This is a genomic window from Geodermatophilus sp. CPCC 206100 (assembly GCF_048569675.1).
In the GTDB taxonomy this organism is placed as follows: Bacteria; Actinomycetota; Actinomycetes; order Mycobacteriales; family Geodermatophilaceae; genus Geodermatophilus.
The window spans coordinates 21,634-38,603 of sequence record NZ_JAQISV010000054.1 but is presented as its reverse complement, the minus strand read 5'-3'; the positions used below and the strand labels follow the sequence as shown (position 1 = coordinate 38,603).

Sequence of the window (16,970 nt, the reverse complement as noted above, 5' to 3'; positions counted from 1 at the left end):
GGCCAGCGCGAGCGGCCAGTGGTGGCGCGTGGCCGCGCGGGCCAGGGTCAGCGCCGCCGCGCCGCTGCCCCGCAGGACGAGCGCAGCGGCCAGCGCGGCCGGCGGGTGCTCCCCCGGCGGGGTCAGCCGGCGGGCCAGCCGCAGGGTCGCGGCGGCGAGCACCACGCCGGCGGCGGTCACCCCCTCCCGGCGCCCGGTCAGGACCAGCGCGGCGGCCGCGGCGGTCGTCGGTGAGATGACCACGGGGGCGACGGCGGCCCCGTGCCGGGCGGCCAGCGGCGCGGCGCCGGTGCCGTAGAACGCCCGGCGGCGCAGCCACTCGCGGGTGGTGGCCGGGTGCTCGTGGGCGACCTCGGCCGCGGGCTCGTAGCGCACCCGCCACCCGGCCGCGGTCAGCCGCCACACCAGGTCGACGTCCTCGGCGACGCGCATCGACTCGTCGAACCCCGCGCCGAGAGCCGCCCGGCGGGCCAGCAGGGCGGCGCTGGGCACGTAGGAGACCGCCGTCCCCGGGGCCACCGGTGCGGGCGCCGGCCCCATGTCCAGGGCGCTGACCGCCGCCTCGTACGGCTCGACCCACCCGCCCCCCGGGGACGACCCCCGCTCGAGGGCCGTGATGCGGGGTGCGACGACGGCGAGCCTCGGATCGGCGACGTGCCCGGCCAGCGCCGCCAGCCAGCCGGGCCGCGGCACGCAGTCGGAGTCGAGGAAGGCGACCAGGCCGGTGCCGGCGGCGGCCAGGCCGGTGTTGCGCGCGGCGGCCGGGCCACGGCTGACCGGGGAGCGCAGCACGCGCGCCCCGGCCCGGCCCGCGACCGCCGCGAGCGCGGCCGCGTCGGCGGACCCGTCGTCCACCACCAGCACCGGGACCGCCGCGGTGTCGGGGTCGGCGCGCAGGGCGGCGAGCAGGCGGTCGAGCGCGGCCGGGCGGTCTTTGACCGGGACGACGACGGTCAGGTCGGCCGGCGCCGGCCCGCGCGGCTCGGGGTGGGCGAGGCCCGCGTCGAGCAGCCGGGCCGCCAGCGCCGCCGTGACCGCGTCGCGGACGACCAGCCGGTCGCCCCGCAGCAGGTCCCGGGCCCGGGGCCGCAGGCGCAGCAGCCGCAGCGGGGAGCCGCCGAGCAGCGCCGTTCCGCCGTCCCGGCGCCGGGTGCGGGGGTCCAGCCGGACGGCGAAGCCGTCGGGGAGCCGCACCGGCGGCGGCGCCGGGACCGTCGGGCTCATCCCGCGGACAGGACCTCCGCGGTCGTCGTCACCTCGACCAGCGGCGCGTAGCAGCCGAGGATCCGCAGGGTGTCCTCGTGCGCCTCGTCGTCGGCCCCGGCGCAGGCGTCGGCGACCACCCGCACCGGCACACCGGCGTCGGCCGCGGGCAGCACGGTGGAGAGCACGCAGCAGTCGGTGGCGACGCCGGCGACGGTCAGCGGCCCCTCCCCGACCAGCTCGGCGAGCTCGGGGACCCACTTGCCGAAGGTCGGCGCGTCGACGACGGTGCGGTTGCCCGGGTCCTCGGAGAGCTGGAGCAGCGGGAGGGCGTGCTCCGCGGCGAAGTAGTCGTAGCGCTCGTAGTAGTCCGCCCAGGCGCCGACCGGCTTCTCCGGGACGACGAACCGGGTGAACACGGTGCGCGCACCGAAGGCGTCGACCAGCGACCGGATGCGGGGGCGGATCTCGTCGAAGCGGGGCGTCGTCCACGGTGAGGTCGGATCGCGGAAGACCTCCTGGTAGTCGACGACGACCAGCCAACCGGGCGGCGCTGCCATGCTCGGGACCTTAACGTCCGCCCCGCAGGCGCCCGGACCCCAGGAGGCAGCCGTGCCCGGCTATCCGCAGTCCCTCGTCCCGGTCGACCACGTGGAGCCCGCTCCGCGGCGGGTCCGGGCGTTCCTCGACGGCCGGCCCGTCCTCGACACGCGCGCGGCCTGCTACGTCTGGGAGTGGCAGCCCTATCCGCAGTACTACGTGCCGCTGGCCGACGTCGACACCACGCTGCTGGCCGACGAGGGGACGGCGGAGACGACCAGCCGCGGCACCGCCCGCCGCGCGGCGCTGGTGGCCGGGGACGTGCGCCGCCCGGGCGCGGCGTGGGTGTACGGCGCCGACGCCCCCGAGCCGCTGCGGGACACCGTCCGGTTCGAGTGGTCGGCGCTGGACGCCTGGTTCGAGGAGGACGAGGAGGTCTTCGTGCACCCGCGCGACCCCTACGCCCGGGTCGACGCGCTGCGCTCCACCCGGCACGTCCGCGTGGAGCTGGGGGGCCGGGTGCTGGCCGAGTCCGCGACGCCGGTGATGGTGTTCGAGACGGGGCTGCCGCCGCGGACCTACTTCCCCCGCACGGCGCTCGACCTCGCCGCCCTCGTCCCGAGCGACACGCGGACGGCCTGCCCCTACAAGGGCCGGACCAGCGGGTACTGGTCGGTGGAGGCGGGCGGCACGCTGCACCGCGACCTCGCCTGGTCCTACGACTTCCCGACCCGCGAGCTGCTGCCGATCGCCGGGCTGGTCGCCTTCTACGACGAGAAGGTGGACGTCGTCGTCGACGGCCGGCGCCAGGAGCGCCCGCGCACGCCGTTCTCGGACTGACCGCGGCCGGTGCCCGACGGCGCGCACGGCCGGTTCAGGCTCGGCCGCGCTCCTGGCTCAGCTGTCGTCGAGCGGTGACCCCGACAGGTCGCACGGCGGATCGGCGCCGAGGGGCGTGGTGCCGATCTGCTCCTCCACGGCTCGCATGGCCGTCGGGTCGATCCTGGCCACGCCGCCGAAGGGGCGGTCCAGGTCGAGGATCACGAGCAGCGAGGCGGTGAAGATGAGCGCGGTGACGCCCAGGAGCGTCCACCGCAGGCTCGGGCGGACGCGGCGGCCGGCGAACGCGGCCGTGGACGCGACGGTGATGGCGACGCAGCCGATCATGAGTGCGGTCACGACGGCCGGCACCGACGGCGCGGGCACAGCAGCGCAGCAGGCCGACGATGTCGGGACCGCTCGGCGCCGGGAGGAACGCCGCCGCCACGGCTTCGGTCGACACGGCGCCGGCCTCGTCGTTGGCGGCGTCGCTCGCGTCCTCGTACGACGAGAAGGTCTGCACGAGGACGAACGCCAGCACGAGCGCGACGAGGATGCGCACCGGGGCCAACAGGTCGGTCAGCGGGATGCCCTCGGCGGAGTCGTGGCTCTCGGTGCGCGCGTGGGTGGCGAGGCGGCGGTGGGTCAGCACCCCGAGCGCGCCCGACAGCACCACGACGATGATGACCAGTACCGCCACGTCGCGACGGTACTGCCGGGCCTCGCGCACCACGGGTGCCCGCGCGACGGCCGCGGCTCCCAGCGTTCGGGGTCCGCTCAGCCGCGGAGCCGGCCGGCGGGGTCGACGTCCCACGCCGCCACCGCCCCGGCCAGCCGCCCGGCCATGTCGCCCAGCAGGGCGGCGCCCTCCTCCGCCGAGGCGCCGGCCGGGTCGCCGAGCACCCCCGTCGGGCTGACCCCGCGGACGCCCTCGGCGCGCAACCGCGGCAGCACCTCCCCGATCGGCGCGGTCTCCCCCGCCACCGCCCGGTCGAGGCGCACGGCCCGAGGTTCCACGTGCAACACCAGCGAGGTCTCGGTACGGCCGGCGTGCGCGTCGGCGCCGGGCACCGCGCACGGGAACCAGGCGACGTCCCGGCCCTCGGTCCGGAGCAGGGGCACCGCGGACCGCAGCGCGTCCAGGTTGCCGCCGTGCCCGTTGACCAGCACCAGCCGCCCCGCCCAACGGCAGGCCGAGCGCCCGTACTCGACCAGCAGGCCGGTGAGGGCCTCGGTGCCGATCGAGACGGTGCCGGGGAAGCCCTCGTGCTCGCCGCTGGCGCCGTAGGCGAGGGCGGGGGCGAGCAGCGCGCCGTCCAGACCGTCGAGCGCGGACTCCGCGACCGCGCAGGCCACCGTGGTGTCGGTCGCCAGCGGCAGGTGGTGGCCGTGCTGCTCGACCGCCCCGAGCGGGACGACCAGCAGCGGCCGCTCCGGCAGGTCGGGCCAGACCGCGCCGGCGAGGGAACTCACCCCGGCAGCCTAGGGCCGTCCGGCGCGGGGCCGGCCGGCGACCGGGGCCGGCCGGCGACCGGGGCGCTCAGGAGCCACCGGGCGCGGGTCCGTCGAGCAGCCGGTCGAGCTCGTCGCCGGCCTCGTCGCACCCGGCGTCGGAGAGCCGCTGGAGCTCCAGCAGGTCCTCCGCCGCGACCGCGCGGCGGGTGAGCAGGTGCCCGGCACGCGCGCAGCCCTCGTCGAGCAGCTCGTGCAGCTCGTCGAGGTCCCCGCGGGCTTCCGCGAGGTCGGCGAGCCGGTCCAGAGCCTTCTCGTTGCCCTCGTCGGCCAGGGCCCGGAGGGTCGCCCGATCCGCGCCGGAGTGCGTCATGGCGCCATGCTGCGACCCTGCCCCAGGGGCGGGGTCAAGCGCGAGGATGGCGACGTGCTCACCATCGGTCAGCTCGCCCGGTACGTGGGCGTGTCGACCAAGACGGTCCGCGTCTACCACGACAAGGGGCTCCTGCCCGAGCCGGAGCGGGACGCCTCCGGCTACCGGCGCTACACCGCCCAGGACGCCGTCGAGCTCATCAAGGTCCGCACTCTCGCGGAGGCCGGGGTGCCGCTGGCCCGGATCCGGGAGCTCCGGGCGGCACCGGAGGAGGCCTTCCGCCGCTCCCTCGGCCGGATCGACGAGGACCTCGCCGCCCGCATCCGCGGCCTGCGCCGCACCCGACGGCGGCTGCGGGAGCTCGCCGAGGGTCCCGGCCGGCTGGTGCCCGCCGAGATCGAGGGCCACCTGCGGCGGCTCGACGAGCTCGCCTTCAGCCGGCGGTGGATCGCGATGGAGGGCGACCTGTGGATCCTCGTGTTCGCCACCCGGCCCGACCTCGCGCCCGCGCTCCTCGAGGACGAGGCGCAGGCGCTGACCGACCCCGACCTGCTGCAGCTCTACCTGGACCACGACCGCGCCCACGACCTCGACCCGACCGACCCGCGCCTGGCCGACCTGGCCCGGCGGATCGTCGCCGCCACGCGGCAGCGGTACGGCCCCGGAGAGCTGCCCGGGCAGGACACCGACTCGGAGATCCCGCAGCTCGTCCAGGGCGCGGTCAACGCGTCGTCCCCCGCCTGGCGGCGGCTCGACTCGCTGATCCGCAGCCAGCTGCGCGCGCCCCTCACTCCGTCGTCCGGAAGACCCGCGCCGCCAGGGTGACCAGGCCCAGCGTGATGACCGCGACCGTCAGCAGCTGCACGCCGACGGGCACCTCCCAGCCGAACCAGGTCAGCACCGGCAGCAGCCGCTCACGCTCCTCGGCGGTGAGCGAGAGGTGGTCCAGCGTCAGGTGGCGCATCGGCTGGACGACGTAGGTGAGCGGGTTGAGCCGGGTCAGGACGGCGAGCCAGTCGGGGAGCCCGGAGACCGGGAACAGTGCACCCGACAGGAACATCATCGGCATGATCAGCAGCTGGCTGACCGGCATCGCCGCCTGGATGGTCTTGATCCGGGTGGAGAGCAGCACGCCCAGCCCGGTGAGCAGCAGCGACCCGAGGAACAGGCAGCCGACCAGCGACAGCAGCAGGGGCGGCGAGTAGGGGATGCCGACGGTGCCGACCAGCGCCAGCAGCACCAGGCTCTGCACCGTGGCGACGACGGCGCCACCGAGGCACTTGCCCCAGATGATGGCGCCGCGCGAGATCGGGGCCACCATCATCTCGCGGAGGAAGCCGAACTCCCGGTCCCACACCAGCGAGATGCCGGCGAACGCGGCGGTGAACAGCACCGACGTCGCCAGGACGCCCGGGAAGAGGAAGGCCTGGAAGCTGGTGCCGCCCCCGGTGTCGACGATGCTGGCCAGCCCCGTGCCCATCACGAAGATGAAGAGGATCGGCTGCAGCAGCATGGTGAGCATGCGGGCCTTGTCCTGCCGGAGCCGGATCAGCTCGCGGCGCATCACCACCCACGTCGCGCGCAGCTCGTGGTTCAGGTCGCTGCGGACCTCGGCCAGCGGCTCCGGGGCGGGGGTGGTGGGGACGGCGGTGTCGCGGGTCGTCATGTCTCATCGCCTCCCGGCGAAGGGGGAGGCGGGGGGTCCGCCGGCCTCGGAGTCGCGGATGGTGCGGCCGGTGTAGGTCAGGAAGACGTCGTCCAGGCTCGGCCGGGTCACGGTGACCGACCGGATGCCGACGCCGAGCTCGGTGAACAGCCGCGGCACGACCTGCGCGCCGTCGGCCACGGCGAGGGTCACCTGGCCCTCGTGGACGCCGGCCTCGATGCCCAGCCGCTCGCGGACGCGGGCGATGGCCAGCTCGTCGTCGTCGGTGCGCAGCGCGATCCGGTCGGTGCCGACGCTCGACTTCAGCGCCTCGGGGGTGTCCTCCACGACGACGTCGCCGTGGTCCATGATCGCGATCCGGTCGCAGTGCTCGGCCTCGTCCATGTAGTGCGTGGTGACGAAGACGGTGATCTCCGTCGTCCGGCGCAGGTCGTGCAGGTAGTCCCAGATCGCGGCGCGGGTCTGCGGGTCCAGGCCGATGGTCGGCTCGTCGAGGAAGAGCACCTGCGGGGCGTGCACCAGCCCGCGGGCGATCTCCAGCCGCCGCTTCATCCCGCCGGAGAAGCGCTGCACGGTGTCCCCGCGCCGGTCGGCCAGCGCCACCATCTCGAGCACCTCGTCGATCCGGCGGTCGGCGACCGCCCGGGACAGGCCGTAGAGCTCGGCGTGGAAGCGCAGGTTCTGCTCCGCGGTCAGCTGCAGGTCCAGGGTCTGCTGCTGGAAGACCAGGCCGATCCGCCGCCGGACCTGGTCGCGCTGGCGGACGACGTCGAAGCCGGCGACGCGGGCGCTGCCGGCGGTGGGGTTGCGGATGGTGCACAGCATCTCGATGGTCGTGGACTTGCCGGCGCCGTTGGGGCCGAGGAAGCCGTAGGTCTGCCCGGCCTCGACCCGCAGGTCGATGCCCTTGACCGCCTCCAGGACCGTGTCGCCGGCCTTGTACTCCTTGGTCAGCCCGACCACCTCGATGGCCGGCTCTCTAACGGCGTTAGACACGGCGGCCACCGTCCTCTACCACCGTTAGGGTGTCAAGCGTGAAGGCGGCCGAACGGACCCCCGTGACCCGTGAGGCGATCGTCGACGCCGCCCTCGACCTGCTCGCCGAGGGCGGGCTGGATGCGGTGTCCTTCCGGCGGGTGGCCGCCCGGCTGGGCGTGGCGGGCCCGACGCTCTACTGGCACGTCAAGAGCAAGCGGCAGCTCATGGACCTGATGGCCGACGCGCTCGTCCGCCGCGCCGGCCGCGCCTACACCGGCCCGGACGACGGCCAGCCGTGGTGGGAGTGGCTGCGGGAGGACGCCCGCCGGCTGTTCGCCGCGCTCACCGAGACGCGCGACGCCCCCCTCGTCCTGGCCGGCAACCGGCCCAGCCCGGAGACGCTCCCGGGCATCGAGCGCGTCCTCGCCGTCCTGGTCGACGCCGGGCTGACCCCCGGGCAGGCGCAGCAGACCCTGTTCACCCTCGGCGCCTACGTCATCGGCAGCGCGATCGAGTGGCAGGCGGAGGCCGAGCGGGAGCGCAGCCAGCCGCTGCCCGACCCGGGGGACGAGGACCTCAACACCCTGCGCGCCCGGGCGCTGGCCGACGAGCCGATCCTGCTGGCGGCGATCTCCGAGCTGCTCGAGCGCCCGCACTCGGCCGCGTTCGAGTACGGCCTGGACCTGCTGGTCACCGGCCTCCGCGCCCGCTACTCCCCCCGCTGAGCGGAGTGGGAGGAGCGCGGTTCCCGCGCTCCTCCCACTCCGCTCAGAGCAGCGCGCCCAGCCGGTCGCCGTCCAGGGTGGCCGCCGAGGCGCGGCGGGGGGCGAGGCAGTCGCCGATCCGGTGCACCTCGAGTCCGCTGTCGCGCAGCTCCCGCCACAGCTCGTCGGCCGGCTCGCCCGGCGCCGCGACCACCACCCAGTCGACGGTGCGCCGCTGCACCGCGCCGGTCGGGTGGTGCCGCAGCCGCACGACCCGCCCCTCGACGGCCTCCACCAGCAGGTCGGTGCTCTGCCGGATGCCCAGCTCCGCGGCCCGCCGCTGCCAGCGAGGCCGGTCGAGGGTGAGCCCGAGGTCCTGGCCGACCACCATCGCCGCGGTCACCACCTCGACGGCGCACCCGCGCGCGGCGAGCAGCTCGGCCACCGACGGCGCGGCCGCGGACCCGAGGTCGTCGACGACGAGGACGGCGCCGGCCGGGGCCACCGCCCCGCCGAGCACCTCGCGGACGTCGACCACCCGGCCGCTCTCCCCCGCCCACGCCGGCCGGGCCGCACGGGCTCCGGTGGCGAGGACGACGACGTCGGCGGCCTGCGCCCGCACCAGGTCGGCGGTGGCGCGGACGCCGGTGCGCACCTCGACGCCGGCCCGCGCACACTCGGCGGCCAGGTCGTCGGCCAGCGGCCGCAGCCCGCCGCGGCCCGGGGCGGACGCCGCGACGCGGACCGCCCCCCCGGTCTCCGGCCGCTCCTCCAGGACGGTGACCGCGTGCCCCCGCTGGGCGGCGGTCGCGGCCGCCCGCAGGCCGGCCGGACCCCCGCCGACGACGAGCACCCGGCGGCGGCGCACCGGCGGCTCGAGCGGCGCCTCGCGGCCGGCCCGCGGGTTGGTCACGCAGCCCAGCGACCGGTTGGTCCCCACCGCGCCGGCGCACTCCTGGTTGCAGCCCAGGCAGGTGCGGATCTCCCCCGCCCGCCCGCCGAGCGCCTTGGCGGCGAACTCCGGGTCGGCGATCTGCCCGCGGGCGAGGCCGACCATGTCGCAGTCGCCGTCGGCGAGCGCCCGCTCGGCCTGGGCGGGGTCGAGGTACCGGCCGACGCCCACGACCGGCACCCCGACGGCGGCCCGGATCGCGGCGGGGACGTGCCGCGCGTACCCGGGCGGGGTGGTCATCGGGGGGATGACGCGCTCCAGGGTCGCCGTCGCCACCCCGACGGTGGTGCTGACGTAGTCGACCAGCCCGCGGTCGGCCAGCAGCCGGGCGGTCGCTGCCGCCTCCGCGAGCGTCGTCCCGTCCGCCACGCCCTCCTCCCCCGCCAGCCGGACGCCGACGGCGAGCCCCGGCCCGACCGCCTCCCGGACCGCGCCCAGCACCTCGACGAGGAAGCGGGCCCGGTGCTCCAGCGGGCCGCCGTAGCCGTCGGTGCGCCGGTTGGTGGCGCGGGACAGGAACTGGCGCACGAGCGACGACTGCGAGCCCTGGACCTCCACCCCGTCGAACCCGCCCGCCGCGCACCGGGCGGCGACGTCGGCGTAGCCGGCCACCAGGCGGGCGACGTCGGCCGCGGTGGCCTCCCGCGGCACCGCGCGGAACAGCGGGTCGGGCACGGCGGACGGCGCGACGACCGGCGCCCGGGTGTACGTGCCGTCGGACTGGCCGCCGTTGTGGTTGAGCTGGGCGAACACCGGCGTCCCGTGCGCGTGCACCGCGTCGGTGACCAGGCGGTACCCGGGCAGGACGGCGGGGTCGTAGCCGCGCACCAGCTTCTCGTAGGGGCGGTCGGCCGGGTCGACGGTCGACTCCTCGGTGACCACGAGCCCGGCACCGCCGGCCGCGCGGGCCGCGTAGTAGGCGGCGTGCCGGGCGGTGGGCAGGCCGTCGACGGCGAAGTTCGTGAGGTGGGCCGGGAAGACCACCCGGTTGGGCAGCGTCACCGGGCCGACCTGCAGCGGCGCGGCCAGCCGCTCGAACGCCACCCGCTCCCCCATCCCCTCGCCGGACCTCGGGACACTCTGGCGCATGGCACCCCGACGCTGCCCCTGCGGGACCGGTCTCCCCTACGCCGAGTGCTGCGGGCGGCTGCACGACGGCTCGGCGACCGCGGCCACCGCCGAGCAGCTGATGCGCTCCCGCTACAGCGCCTTCGCCGTCGGGGACCCCGCCTACCTGCTGGCGACCTGGCACCCGGCCACCCGCCCGCGCTCGCTGTCGCTGGACCCCCAGGTCCGCTGGACCGGGCTCGACGTGCTCGCCACGACCGGCGGCGGGCTGCTGGCCGCCGAGGGGACGGTCGAGTTCCGGGCCTGGTACCGGCACGAGGGGGAGACCGGCAGCCAGCACGAGGTCAGCCGGTTCGCGCGGGTGGACGGCGCCTGGCGCTACCTCGACGCGGGCTGACCGGCCTCCGTGGCCACGGAGGCCGCGTATCGGCCCTGGGTGTCGGGGGCGACCGGGCGGGGAAGGAGCCGGGCACACCATCCGGTCGCGTACGACGAGAGGACGACATGAGCGCCGAGGACACCCGCAAGGTCGCCCAGCTGCTGGACGGGGAGCGCTTCGGCTTCCTCACCACCACCACGCCCGAGGGCAAGCTGACCAGCCGGCCGATGACCCTGCAGGAGGTGGAGTTCGACGGCGACCTGTGGTTCTTCGCCGAGCGGGGCGCCGACTGGGTGACCCACATCGCCGCCTCGCCCGAGGTGAACGTCGGCGTCGGCTCGGGCGGCACCTGGGTCTCCCTCACCGGGCACGCCCTCGTCGTCAACGACCCGGCGAAGAAGAAGGAGCTGTGGAACGCCGGCGTCGAGGCGTGGCTGCCCCAGGGCCCCGAGGACCCGTCGGTGATCCTGGTCAAGGTGGACGCCGACTCGGCGGAGTACTGGGACGCGCCGGGCGGCCGGCTGGCGACCGCGTTCAGCTTCGCGAAGGCGAAGGTCACCGGGCAGCGGATCGACTCCGGCGAGAACGAGAAGGTCGACCTCTGAGCCTCAGCCGCTGAGCGCCGCCCGCGCCGCGCGCCGGCCCTCGAGGACCGCCTCGAGCACGGTGCGCGGCGCGACGACGTCGCCCGCCAGGACGCCGGTCGCGGGCGGGTCCCCGGGCAGGCGCGGGCCGGCGTCCACCACCACGGCGCAGGGCACCCGCCGCTCCTGACCGGTCCAGCGGTCGGCGAGCACCGCCGTCCCGCCGCCGGCGGACCGCAGCAGGCAGCCGGTCTCCCGCCGGACGCCGGCCCGCTGCAGCCGGGTGTTGGCCGGCGCCAGGTCGGGCCCCAGGCGGGCGCCCACGACGTCGTCCGGCGTCACCACGGTGACCTCCCGGCCGGCCGCGGCGAGCAGCTCGGCCACCCCGGTCCCGGCCGGCCCGCCGGCCGGGTCGTGCACGACGACCGGCCCTGCGGGCAGGGGAGCACCGCCGAGCACGTCAGCGGCGGTCAGCGTGACGGACCGGTCCACCTCGGGGTCGCGCCCGCCGGGAGCGACGACGTCTCCTGCCCCGGCCGCCGCGCCGAGCTCCACCCGCACGCCCGAGCGCGCGCACTCCCCGGCCAGCCAGTCGGCCAGCAGGGCGAACCGCTCGCGGCCGGGCAGCGCGGCCACCAGAGGCAGCGCCCCCCCGAGCCGGTCCGACCGCTCCACCAGCCGGACCTCGGCGCCGGACCCGGCGAGCACGCGCGCCGCCTCCAGCCCCGCGGGGCCACCGCCCAGCACGGTCACCCGCCGCCCGGCGCCGGAGGGGACGTCGGTCGGCTCCTCCGTCTCGTGTCCGCTGGCGGGGTCGGCGACGCAGCTGACCAGCGGGTTGCGCATGTCGCGCACCTGGCAGGCCTGGTTGCACAGCGTGCACGGCCGCACCGGCAGCCCGGCCCGGACGCGGGCCACGAGGCCGGCATCGGCGATCTGGGCGCGGGTCATCTCCACCGCATCCGCGACGCCGGCGACGAGGGCGGCCTCGGCGGCGGCGACGTCGACCACCGAGCCCTGCAGCACGACCGGCGTCCGGCCGGCGACGGTTCGGACGGCCCGGGTCAGTTCGGCGTTGAACCCCGGTGGGGTGTGCCCGTCGGGCCGGTACGCCGACGGCGCCAGCCCGCTGCCCCGGACGACGACCAGCAAGTCGACCAGGGGCGCCAGCTCGGCCGCGTACCGGGCGGCCGTCTCCGGCGTGATCCCGGCCCAGGGCGCCTGCTCGTCGCAGGACAGCCGCAGCGCCAGGACCCGGCCGGGGCCGAGTTCCGACCGGACCGCGGCCAGCACCTCGCGCAGCAGCCGCAGCCGGTCGGCGCCGTGGGCGTCGGTGCGGGTGTTGGTCAGGCCGGAGGCGAACTGGCGCAGCAGCGAGCGCGGGCCGGCGTCCACCTCGACGCCGTCGGTCCCGGCGGCGACCGCGGTCTCGGTCGCCGCGGCGAAGCCCCCGACCAGCGCGGCCAGCTCCGGCGGCTCCATCTCCGCCGGGACCTCGCGGCTGCTGACGTCCGGTACGCGGGAGGGTGCCCACAGGGCCGACCGGGAGTACGCGGCGGTGCCCTGACCGCCGGTGTGCCCGAGCCCGGCCAGCACGAGCGCGCCGGACGGTCGGCAGGCGACGACCACGTCGGCCCAGCCGGGCCCGCAGTCGGCGGCCAGCGGCGCGCGCTCGTAGGGCCAGTCGCTGTCGTGCACCGACGCGGTCTCGGTGACGAGCACGCCGCAGCCGCCGGCGGCGCGGCGCGCGTAGTAGGCGACGTGCCGGTCGGACAGGGCGCGACCGCGGCCCAGGTTGGTCTCGTGCGGGCCGAACAGCACCCGTGAGGGCGCCGTCCGGCCCGCCAGGACCAGTGGTTCGAGGAGCCTCAGCGCAGGTCGAGCCCGGCCAGCGGCGACTCGTCGCAGATCTTCGCGGGGATGGCCGGCATGCCCAGCAGCGTCGGCTGGCCGCGCACCGGGCCCTTGTGCGAGTGGTCGATGTGGCTCTTCGGCGTAACGAGGTCCAGGTCGCGGGCGGCCAGGGCGCTCTCGCCGTAGCCCTGCACGCACTCGGGGTCGGGGCCGTCCAGCGGCAGGCCGGTGAAGAACTTGGCCGCCATGCAGCCACCGCGGCAGGCGTCGAAGTGGGCGCACTTGGTGCAGGCGCCGCCGGTCTGCGGGCTGCGCAGGTCGGCGAACAGCTCGCTCTGCTGCCACACGCGCTGGAAGCCGCCCTCGTTCCGGACGTTGCCGGCGAGGAAGTTCTCGTGGATGGCGAACGGGCACGCGTAGACGTCGCCCACCGGGTCGATCAGGCAGACGACCCGGCCGGCGCCGCACAGGTTCAGCCCGGGCAGGGCCTCGCCGAACGCCGAGAGGTGGAAGAACGAGTCACCGGTCAGGACGTTGTCGCCGTTGGCCAGCAGCCAGGAGTAGAGCTCCCGCTGCTGCTGCTGGGTCGGGTGCAGCTCGTCCCAGACGTCGGCGCCCCGGCCGGACGGGCGCAGCCGGGTGATCCGCAGCTGGGCGCCGAAGGAGTCGGTCAGGGCCTTGAACGCGTCGAGCTGACCGGCGTTCTCGCGGGTGACGACGACGGAGACCTTGAAGTCCTTCATCCCGGCCTCGGCCAGGTTCTCCAGCGCGCGGATGGCGGTGGCGTAGGAGCCGGTGCCGCGGACCCGGTCGTTGACCTCGGCGGTCGCGCCGTCCAGGGAGATCTGCACGTCGACGTAGTCGGTGCGGGCCAGCTGCGCGGCGCGGGTCTCGTCCAGCTTCACGCCGTTGGTGGAGAACTTGACGCCGACGTCGTGGCCGATCGCGTAGTCGAGCAGGTGCCAGAAGTCCGGCCGGACCGTGGGCTCGCCGCCGCCGACGTTGACGTAGAAGACCTGCATCCGCTGCAGCTCGTCGATGACCGCCTCGGCCTCGGCGGTGCTGAGCTCGCGCGGGTCCCGCCGTCCGGAGCTGGACAGGCAGTGCGCGCACGCCAGGTTGCAGGCGTAGGTGAGCTCCCAGGTGAGGCAGATCGGCGCATCCAGGCCGTACTCGAACTGGTCGATCAGCCGCCCGCCGACGGGGCGCTCGGGTGCGGGCGTGCGGGGCGGCAGGACGGCGGTCATGCGGAGCTCTCCCGGGCTTCGATCATCTGCGAACGTGCGAGGTCGGCCAGCGCCTTGACGTAGGCGGGGCGCTGCGCCTCGGGGACCCCGCACGCCACGAGGGTGGCCGCGGCGCTGGGGTGGTCGGCCAGCGTCTCGACGACGGTGACCAGCGTCTTCGACTTGAGGAAGGACAGCTTCCGGTTGCCGAAGTGGTAGACCAGCGCGCCGAACGGCTCCGGACGCAGGGCCACCGAGCGGGCGCGCCGCCAGGGCAGCGCCGGGTCGAACGGGTGCGTTGCGGCGCCGGCGACCCCCACGGGGCCCGCCGGCGCCGCCTCCGGGGCGTCGATCAGTACACCCCGCACATGCCGTCGATGGAGACCTCCTCGACGAGCGACTCCTCGACCAGGACCTCCTCGGCGGCGGGCGCCTCGGTGGCCTGAGTGTCGGTGGTGTCGGGCATGGCGCCTCCTGTGATCGGGGTTACGGAGTGGGGTGGACGTTAGTGACACCCAGTGCCACCGGCAACACCGGGTCCGGGGGCGCGGATCCCCTCCGTCGGGGTGAGCGGGAACGCCGTCCCCGGCACCGGGTGCAGCAAGATGGGAGGCGTGACGGTGGTGGTCGGCGACGTGCGGGCCGAGACGCGGACCCGCATCGAGCAGGCCGCCCTCGACCTGTTCGCGCGCAAGGGCTTCGAGCAGGTCACCACCGACGAGATCGCCGACGCGGCGGGGATCAGCCGGCGCACCTTCTTCCGGTACTTCGCCACCAAGGCCGACGCGGTCTGGGGGGACTTCGGCTCGCACGTCGACCGGCTGGACCGCCTGCTCTCGACGGCCCGCACCGACCAGCCGGTGCTGGCCTCCATCTGCGCGGCGTACGTCGAGGTCAACGACTACGCCGCGGCCGACCTGCCGATGCTGCGGCAGCGGATGGCGCTGATCCTCGGGGAGCCGGCGCTGCAGGCGCACTCGCAGGTGCGCTACGCCGACGTCGACCGGGTGGTCGCCGAGCACGTCGCGCGGCGCGCCGGACAGGCACCGGACGCCCTGCTCCCCCGCCTGGTCGCCACCACCACCCGCGCCGCCGCGACCACCGCCTTCGAGGTGTGGCTGGCCGACGGCACGACGTCCCTGGGCGACGACCTGCACGCCGCCTTCGACCAGCTCGCCGCCGGCTTCCCCACCCTGCGCACCCGCTGACCCTCGCACCGACGGTTCGAGGTGCCTGCCCGACGGTGGACCACAGCCGGTTCCCAGCGGCCGTTCAGGCGGCCAGCCACTCCGCCAGGCCGCCCAGCAGCCGGTCGACGTCGGAGTCGTCGCTGTACGGGGCCAGGCCCACCCGCAGGCCGCCGGCGTCGCCCAGCCCGAGCCACCGCGAGGCCTCGATCGCGTAGAAGGAGCCGGCCGGCGCGTTCACCCCGCGGGCGGCGAGGAAGCGGTACGCATCGGTGGCGTCCCGACCCGCGAAGGTCAGCAGCAGCGTGGGCGTGCGCCGCCGCGCCCGGGACCACACGGTGACGCCCGGCAGGCTCCGGACGCCGTCCTCGATGCGCTCCCGCAGCCGGTCCTCGTGCGCCTCCACCGCCGCCAGGCCGACCTCGAGCCGGGCCCGCCGGTCGCCCTCCGGGCCGCCCAGTCCGGCGAGGAAGTCGACCGCCGCGGTGGTGCCCGCGAGCAGCTCGTAGGGCAGCGTGCCCAGCTCGAACCGCTCCGGGACGGCGTCGGTGGAGGGCAGCAGCTTGTCGGGGTGGAGGGTGTCCAGCAGGGCCGGTGCGGCGATCAGGCAGCCGCAGTGCGGGCCGAGGAACTTGTACGGCGAGCAGGCGTAGAAGTCGGCGCCGAGCGCGGCGACGTCCACCGCGGCGTGCGCGGTGAGGTGGACGCCGTCGACGTGGGTGAGCGCGCCGGCGTCGTGCGCGAGCGCGGTGATCGCGGCGACGTCCGGGCGCGTGCCGATGAGGTTGGAGGCACCGGTGACCGCGACCAGCCGGGTGCGGTCGCTGAGCAGCCCGCCGACCGCCTCGGGCGCGAGCTCGCCGGTGGCCGGGTCGAACTCCGCCCAGCGCACCGTCGCCCCGCGGGCGTGCGCCGCCTGCACCCACGGCCGCACGTTGGCGTCGTGGTCCAGCCGGGTCACCACCACCTCGTCGCCGGGGCCCCAGCCGGCCGACAGCGTGCGGGACAGGTCGTAGGTCAGCGAGGTGGCGCTGCGCCCGAAGACGACCCCGCCGGGGTCCCCGGCGACCAGGTCGGCGACGGCCGCCCGCGCCGCGAGGACGACGTCGTCGGCGGTGCGCTCGGCCGCGGTGACCCGCCCGCGGTTGGCGATCGGCGCGGTCAGCGTGGCCGCCACCGCCGCCGCCACCTGCTCGGGCACCTGGGAGCCGCCCGGGCCGTCGAAGTGCGCCGTCCCGGCGCGCAGGGCGGGGAAGCAGGACCGGACGGCCTCGACGTCGTAGCTCACCGGGCCAGCATGCCCAGGCCCGCGCCGCGGGCCCGCACCGGCCACCGTTCGTGCACACAGCGCGGTTCCGAGGGCCTGGACACCGCGCTGCGTGCACACAGCGCGACGGTCAGCCGTCCCCGTCAGGCGAGGCGAGCTGCGCCGCGCGCCGCGCCAGCCGGCGTGGGAGCAGCACCTGGACCGACAGCAGGCCGCCGAAGAACACGACCGCCAGCCACCAGGGCCACGCGGGCGTGCGCGTGAGGGCGAAGGTCAGGGCGAGGGCCAGCAACAGGACGAAGAAGGGCAGCGCCCACCTGCGCTGGCGGAGGAGGAGGGACCGCTGCACGAGCGCTAGGCGACGGGCGGCCTCCCGCAGCTCAGGGTCCTCGGGCAGGGATCCGCGGACGGCCACCCGGCCGGCCCGGCGGAGCAGGTCGGTCCGGTCGGTGCCGACGGCCTCGTGGACCCGGCGCCGCTGCCGCGCGAGCAACGGGCCCATCAGCAGTCCGAAGAGGACGCCTCCGACCACCCCGCCGACCACGGCACCGGCCCAGCTCTGTCCCTGCAGGAGCCGGCCGGCCAGCGACATCCAGACGGCGAAGAAGACACCCGTGACGAGGGACAACACCCACCACGGGGCCTTCTCCAACCATGCGCGCACGCGCGCCATGGTGTGCGGGAGGTGATCAGGGAGCCAGCCGCTCACCCGGTCGGG

20 protein-coding genes are annotated in these 16,970 nt (G+C 76.2%); 6 read left to right on the top strand and 14 right to left on the bottom strand.

Features of this window, described 5'->3' with window-relative positions; translation table 11 throughout:
- Both mftF and PGN05_RS21950 read right to left on the bottom strand, forming a co-directional pair.
- On the bottom strand, positions 1–1,224 hold a 1,224-nt coding region (gene mftF / locus PGN05_RS21955; protein WP_419754699.1), incomplete at its 3' end, for a mycofactocin biosynthesis glycosyltransferase MftF.
- Complete coding sequence (locus PGN05_RS21950) at positions 1,221–1,763, bottom strand: cysteine hydrolase family protein (RefSeq protein WP_419754698.1); 543 nt, start codon at positions 1,761–1,763, stop codon at positions 1,221–1,223. The genes PGN05_RS21950 and mftF, both read right to left, overlap by 4 nt.
- 52 nt (positions 1,764–1,815) lie before the next feature.
- On the opposite strand from PGN05_RS21950, the gene PGN05_RS21945 reads away from it, so the two are divergent.
- Entirely contained in the window at positions 1,816–2,583 is a 768-nt protein-coding gene (locus tag PGN05_RS21945) for a DUF427 domain-containing protein (protein ID WP_419754697.1), read from the top strand.
- 57 nt (positions 2,584–2,640) lie between these two features.
- Here PGN05_RS21945 and PGN05_RS21940 read toward each other — a convergent pair whose 3' ends face one another.
- The 3 genes from PGN05_RS21940 to PGN05_RS21930 all read right to left on the bottom strand — a co-directional run bounded on the left by PGN05_RS21940 (position 2,641) and on the right by PGN05_RS21930 (position 4,387).
- Positions 2,641–2,922 (bottom strand): hypothetical protein, encoded by a 282-nt coding sequence (locus tag PGN05_RS21940; protein WP_419754696.1) that lies wholly within the window; start codon positions 2,920–2,922, stop codon positions 2,641–2,643.
- A 417-nt stretch (positions 2,923–3,339) separates the two neighbouring features.
- Positions 3,340–4,035: a mycofactocin biosynthesis peptidyl-dipeptidase MftE gene (gene mftE / locus PGN05_RS21935; protein WP_419754695.1), complete on the bottom strand. Its 696-nt coding sequence runs from the start codon at positions 4,033–4,035 to the stop codon at positions 3,340–3,342.
- A gap of 67 nt (positions 4,036–4,102) precedes the next feature.
- On the bottom strand, positions 4,103–4,387 hold the full coding sequence (locus PGN05_RS21930) for a hypothetical protein (protein WP_419754694.1): 285 nt from the start codon (positions 4,385–4,387) through the stop codon (positions 4,103–4,105).
- A 54-nt stretch (positions 4,388–4,441) separates the two neighbouring features.
- Between PGN05_RS21930 and PGN05_RS21925 the strand changes: the two genes are divergently transcribed.
- Positions 4,442–5,212 carry a MerR family transcriptional regulator gene (locus PGN05_RS21925; protein ID WP_419754693.1) on the top strand — a complete coding sequence of 257 codons (771 nt, stop codon included), beginning with the start codon at positions 4,442–4,444 and terminating at the stop codon, positions 5,210–5,212.
- Here the strand turns inward: PGN05_RS21925 and PGN05_RS21920 are convergent.
- A complete protein-coding gene (locus PGN05_RS21920; protein ID WP_419754692.1) occupies positions 5,175–6,053 on the bottom strand; it encodes an ABC transporter permease in 879 nt (292 codons plus the stop codon). The genes PGN05_RS21925 and PGN05_RS21920 overlap by 38 nt on opposite strands.
- A gap of 3 nt (positions 6,054–6,056) precedes the next feature.
- Positions 6,057–7,049 (bottom strand): ATP-binding cassette domain-containing protein, encoded by a 993-nt coding sequence (locus PGN05_RS21915; RefSeq protein WP_419754691.1) that lies wholly within the window; start codon positions 7,047–7,049, stop codon positions 6,057–6,059.
- A gap of 38 nt (positions 7,050–7,087) precedes the next feature.
- On the opposite strand from PGN05_RS21915, the gene PGN05_RS21910 reads away from it, so the two are divergent.
- On the top strand, positions 7,088–7,756 hold the full coding sequence (locus PGN05_RS21910; RefSeq protein ID WP_419754690.1) for a TetR/AcrR family transcriptional regulator C-terminal domain-containing protein: 669 nt from the start codon (positions 7,088–7,090) through the stop codon (positions 7,754–7,756).
- A 43-nt stretch (positions 7,757–7,799) separates the two neighbouring features.
- Here PGN05_RS21910 and PGN05_RS21905 read toward each other — a convergent pair whose 3' ends face one another.
- Entirely contained in the window at positions 7,800–9,776 is a 1,977-nt protein-coding gene (locus PGN05_RS21905; RefSeq protein ID WP_419754689.1) for a mycofactocin system FadH/OYE family oxidoreductase 2, read from the bottom strand.
- On the opposite strand from PGN05_RS21905, the gene PGN05_RS21900 reads away from it, so the two are divergent.
- A complete protein-coding gene (locus PGN05_RS21900) occupies positions 9,775–10,152 on the top strand; it encodes a YchJ family protein (protein ID WP_419754688.1) in 378 nt (125 codons plus the stop codon). The two genes, PGN05_RS21905 and PGN05_RS21900, sit on opposite strands and share 2 nt — an antisense overlap.
- Before the next feature lie 107 nt (positions 10,153–10,259).
- Positions 10,260–10,739, top strand: a complete 480-nt coding sequence (locus PGN05_RS21895) for a pyridoxamine 5'-phosphate oxidase family protein (RefSeq protein WP_419754687.1) — start codon at positions 10,260–10,262, stop codon at positions 10,737–10,739.
- Between the two features lie 3 nt (positions 10,740–10,742).
- On the opposite strand, the gene PGN05_RS21890 is transcribed toward PGN05_RS21895, so the two are convergent.
- From PGN05_RS21890 to mftA, 4 genes are read right to left on the bottom strand one after another with little or no spacing between them, the layout of a single operon-like run.
- Positions 10,743–12,572: a mycofactocin system FadH/OYE family oxidoreductase 1 gene (locus tag PGN05_RS21890; RefSeq protein WP_419754701.1), complete on the bottom strand. Its 1,830-nt coding sequence runs from the start codon at positions 12,570–12,572 to the stop codon at positions 10,743–10,745.
- A gap of 14 nt (positions 12,573–12,586) precedes the next feature.
- On the bottom strand, positions 12,587–13,819 hold the full coding sequence (mftC, locus tag PGN05_RS21885; protein WP_419754686.1) for a mycofactocin radical SAM maturase: 1,233 nt from the start codon (positions 13,817–13,819) through the stop codon (positions 12,587–12,589).
- Positions 13,816–14,166, bottom strand: a complete 351-nt coding sequence (gene mftB / locus PGN05_RS21880) for a mycofactocin biosynthesis chaperone MftB (RefSeq protein ID WP_419754685.1) — start codon at positions 14,164–14,166, stop codon at positions 13,816–13,818. The genes mftC and mftB overlap by 4 nt, the downstream gene beginning before the upstream one ends.
- The gene (gene mftA / locus PGN05_RS21875; protein ID WP_419754684.1) at positions 14,151–14,264 is read right to left on the bottom strand and encodes a mycofactocin precursor MftA; all 114 of its coding nucleotides are present in this window, start codon (positions 14,262–14,264) and stop codon (positions 14,151–14,153) included. Before mftA ends, mftB begins: the two co-directional genes overlap by 16 nt.
- A 148-nt stretch (positions 14,265–14,412) precedes the next feature.
- Between mftA and mftR the strand changes: the two genes are divergently transcribed.
- On the top strand, positions 14,413–15,006 hold the full coding sequence (gene mftR, locus PGN05_RS21870; RefSeq protein WP_419754683.1) for a mycofactocin system transcriptional regulator: 594 nt from the start codon (positions 14,413–14,415) through the stop codon (positions 15,004–15,006).
- 64 nt (positions 15,007–15,070) lie between these two features.
- Here the strand turns inward: mftR and PGN05_RS21865 are convergent, their stop codons facing one another.
- Positions 15,071–16,273 carry a cysteine desulfurase-like protein gene (locus PGN05_RS21865; RefSeq protein ID WP_419754682.1) on the bottom strand — a complete coding sequence of 401 codons (1,203 nt, stop codon included), beginning with the start codon at positions 16,271–16,273 and terminating at the stop codon, positions 15,071–15,073.
- A 109-nt stretch (positions 16,274–16,382) separates the two neighbouring features.
- Complete coding sequence (locus PGN05_RS21860) at positions 16,383–16,916, bottom strand: hypothetical protein (RefSeq protein ID WP_419754681.1); 534 nt, start codon at positions 16,914–16,916, stop codon at positions 16,383–16,385.
- Between the last annotated feature and the right edge of the window lie 54 nt (positions 16,917–16,970).

Bases quoted from the DNA above. Each gene is read 5' to 3' on its own strand.
- PGN05_RS21950 (WP_419754698.1), bottom strand. From the start codon at position 1,763: ATGGCAGCGCCGCCCGGTTGGCTGGTCGTCGTCGACTACCAGGAGGTC.
- PGN05_RS21930 (WP_419754694.1), bottom strand. From the start codon at position 4,387: ATGACGCACTCCGGCGCGGATCGGGCGACCCTCCGGGCCCTGGCCGAC.
- PGN05_RS21900 (WP_419754688.1), top strand. From the start codon at position 9,775: ATGGCACCCCGACGCTGCCCCTGCGGGACCGGTCTCCCCTACGCCGAG.
- PGN05_RS21905 (WP_419754689.1), bottom strand. From the start codon at position 9,776: ATGCGCCAGAGTGTCCCGAGGTCCGGCGAGGGGATGGGGGAGCGGGTG.
- PGN05_RS21920 (WP_419754692.1), bottom strand. From the start codon at position 6,053: ATGACGACCCGCGACACCGCCGTCCCCACCACCCCCGCCCCGGAGCCG.
- mftA (WP_419754684.1), bottom strand. From the start codon at position 14,264: ATGCCCGACACCACCGACACTCAGGCCACCGAGGCGCCCGCCGCCGAG.
- mftC (WP_419754686.1), bottom strand. From the start codon at position 13,819: ATGACCGCCGTCCTGCCGCCCCGCACGCCCGCACCCGAGCGCCCCGTC.
- PGN05_RS21895 (WP_419754687.1), top strand. From the start codon at position 10,260: ATGAGCGCCGAGGACACCCGCAAGGTCGCCCAGCTGCTGGACGGGGAG.